The 294-nt window shown below is 54.1% G+C and carries 1 rRNA gene; it reads left to right on the top strand.

Going from position 1 to position 294, the window contains the following annotated elements:
• Positions 1–294, top strand: a 23S ribosomal RNA gene (locus DW58_RS00760); the annotation flags it as partial.

Below are 294 nucleotides of genomic sequence, written 5' to 3'. Positions count from 1 at the left end.
GGGCAGGGTGAGTCGACCCCTAAGGCGAGGCCGAAAGGCGTAGTCGATGGGAAACAGGTTAATATTCCTGTACTCGGTGTTACTGCGAAGGGGGGACGGAGAAGGCTATGTTAGCCGGGCGACGGTTGTCCCGGTTTAAGCATGTAGGCGGAGGTTCCAGGTAAATCCGGTTCCTTGTTAACGCTGAGGTGTGATGACGAGGCACTACGGTGCTGAAGTAACAAATGCCCTGCTTCCAGGAAAAGCCTCTAAGCATCAGGTAACATCAAATCGTACCCCAAACCGACACAGGTG

The organism is Siccibacter turicensis LMG 23730, assembly GCF_000463155.2.
Classification (GTDB): Bacteria; Pseudomonadota; Gammaproteobacteria; order Enterobacterales; family Enterobacteriaceae; genus Siccibacter; species Siccibacter turicensis.
The sequence above is the reverse complement of the archived record's forward strand: the minus strand, read 5'-3'. Positions and strand labels throughout refer to the sequence as shown.